Origin of the sequence: Polynucleobacter sp. AM-25C3, assembly GCF_018882335.1 — a bacterium.
GTDB lineage: Bacteria > Pseudomonadota > Gammaproteobacteria > Burkholderiales > Burkholderiaceae > Polynucleobacter.
In genome coordinates, this window is sequence record NZ_JACVOS010000028.1 from 1 (window position 1) to 2,626 (window position 2,626).

Annotated in this window: 2 protein-coding genes and 1 tRNA gene; 1 reads left to right on the forward strand and 2 read right to left on the reverse strand. The window is 45.2% G+C overall.

What is annotated here, in order from left to right; genetic code table 11:
• Positions 1–162 precede the first annotated feature (162 nt).
• Positions 163–238, reverse strand: a tRNA-His gene (locus ICN12_RS10680).
• Between the two features lie 65 nt (positions 239–303).
• Entirely contained in the window at positions 304–1,428 is a 1,125-nt protein-coding gene (gene dusA, locus ICN12_RS10685) for a tRNA dihydrouridine(20/20a) synthase DusA (protein WP_216272492.1), read from the reverse strand.
• A gap of 74 nt (positions 1,429–1,502) precedes the next feature.
• Between dusA and ICN12_RS10690 the strand changes: the two genes are divergently transcribed.
• Complete coding sequence (locus ICN12_RS10690) at positions 1,503–2,531, forward strand: tyrosine-type recombinase/integrase (RefSeq protein ID WP_216272493.1); 1,029 nt, start codon at positions 1,503–1,505, stop codon at positions 2,529–2,531.
• Positions 2,532–2,626 lie beyond the last annotated feature (95 nt).

The window sequence follows — 2,626 nt, forward strand, 5'->3', positions numbered from 1 at the left end:
CCTGAGGTAGCCCCCAGACTTTAAATACTCAGTAACTACTTTTAGCTTGAACTGCGTACTGTATTTGCTCATGAAGCTGACCCCTTTGAGTTGGATTTGGTGTCCAACTTTTGTGGGTCAGTTCAAATATCGATTGGGAGCTTTAGAAACTGCAATATTCGGTGGGGCGAACGACGGGGCTCGAACCCGCGACAACCAGAATCACAATCTGGGACTCTACCAACTGAGCTACGTCCGCCACTGAAGATCTCAGATTATAGCTTTTGAGGCAAAACCCTGTCAAAAATGGCTTGGATGCTTGATTTAGGCGCCTTCAAATTCAAAGGCGGCCCAGTCCCCCAAGGTTAAGCTCGCATCGATAAAGAAATCCAAAATAGCGGCTTTGCTTTGAACTTTCGCCAAAGCGTGATGGTCTGAGAGGCGTTGACGCCAATAACGAGAACCCGCTCTGCCGTGGGCCAATCCTAAGATATGCCTTGTAAATGCCCCAATATAAAAAGGTTTACCTTTGGCTTGGCACTCATCAAACCAAGCCTGAACCTGCTTCACCAATGCAATCTGAATACGATGCCATTCAGTCTCGCTAAAGAGATAGCCTGCGGCCTCTCCATCAGTTTGTATTAAGTCATCCCAACCGAGCAACATGGCTGGGAAATGGTAAGCCGCCCTTCCCACCATAAAGCCATCAAAATCATCCCAATGACCGGCAATTTGATCATTACTCTCCAGCCCACCATTGAGCAAGACCTTGAGATTGGGGAATTGTTTTTGTGCATCTAAGCGAAGTTTTGCTGCAACCTCATAACGCAGTGGTGGTTTGCTGCGATTCTCTTTGGGCGATAAGCCTTTGAGTACGGCATTGCGTGCATGAATGGTTACCTGACTAGCACCCGCATCAGCTACCGCAAGAATAAAGTTCAGCGCAAATTGATAATCCACTTCTGAGTTGGCGGCATCCATGGAATCCAAACCAAGGCGATGTTTTACGGAGATCGGCGCGTCTACAGCAGACTTCATCGCCCTCACACAATCAGCAACCAATTGTGGCTCAGCCATTAAGCAAGCACCAAAAGCACCACGTTGCACGCGCTCTGATGGACAGCCGCAATTGAGATCAATCTCGTCATAGCCCCACTGCTGCGCCAACTCGGCAGCCTTTGCCAAATCAGCAGGTTCCGAGCCACCCAATTGAAGAACTACAGGATGCTGATCTTGGGAGTAATCCAAATGGCGTGGCACATCTCCGTGAATGAGAGCCCCCGTAGTGACCATCTCCGTATAAAGAACGGCATCTTTAGTGAGCGTGCGATGAAAAGAGCGACAGTGACGATCTGTCCACTCCATCATGGGTGCCACGGCCAATCGTTTGGGGCTTAAATTTTGTATACCATTGATTTTATTGGTTTTTATTTCGTAGTCATTCGTCATAAATCGTTGTTTTTCGTAGTAAAACCCTATTAATTTGTCCTAAATTTGTCCTAAATTGAAAGTAAAATTCGTTTATGGGATCAAAAATTACGACCAAAGAAACGCTTATTGATAAGTCTAATCTCTCAGCACTTTACTCGTATGAGGGACCCAAGGGCACCACTTATAAAGTGCGCGTTCGAAAAAAGGATGAATCCACTGGCAAGCTGCTGAATGCCGCAAAAAGCTTCAAAAAAATCACTGATGCAAAGCGCTACAGAACACTCGTAGAAGCTCAGATGATTCAAGGCACCCTCCTAACCAATAAAAAAGGACACCTATCTTTAAGCGATCTAATTAATGAATATATTGAAGCAGTGGGACACAATTTTAGACGGAGCAAAACTGGTGCATATAAATTAATTCAAAATAGCGCTATAGGTAAAAAGAGAATTGATAGTCTGCAGACCGAAGACTTAATTAAGCACGGACAAATACGGCAGAAACCCAAAACTCAGACGTTAAAGGATGGCACCGTAAAGCAGCTACCGGGCGCTGGAGGCTCAACCCTTCAAGCTGAGTTTAGCTACATTGGCGTTGTCTTGAGATGGGCAAAATCAAATAACTACGCGGTCAATGAAAATCTCGTCAAAAACTCAAGGCGAGCTCTTGAACTAAACCACATCATTGGCGACGGAATGATACGCACACGAAGGCCAACCCAAGAAGAAATTGATCGACTTATTTACTATTTTGAGGTTACCCAACCTAAGCGAGATATCCCATTGGGCACCCTTATTCGCTTTGCTATCGGAACGGGCTTCCGTCTAGGAGAGATATGCGGACTCAAGTGGGCTGATCTTAACGAACAAACAAAAACTATTTTTGTCAGAGATAGAAAAGATCCGCGCATGAAAAAGGGAAAGGATGATGAGGCAAGCTTGATATGGCAAACCGGGTATGACACATTCGAAATTGTCATGGCCCAAAAAGGGAAACACCCAGAGTTAATATTTCCCTATAGCGGCGGTACCGTATCTAGCGTATTCCCAAGGGCCTGCGCAAGACTTGGAATAAAAGATTTACGATTTCATGGTAATCCCCCCATTTTTAACTTAAGCTAAAAGTAGAAGCTGGTACTGCAAGTGCTAGTTTTTGCTTTGGTGTAATTCCACCTAAGCCCATGTTCGGTCTTTCATGATTGTATGTCCACATCCAA

Bases quoted from the DNA above. Each gene is read 5' to 3' on its own strand.
- ICN12_RS10690 (WP_216272493.1), top strand. From the start codon at position 1,503: ATGGGATCAAAAATTACGACCAAAGAAACGCTTATTGATAAGTCTAAT.
- dusA (WP_216272492.1), bottom strand. From the start codon at position 1,428: ATGACGAATGACTACGAAATAAAAACCAATAAAATCAATGGTATACAA.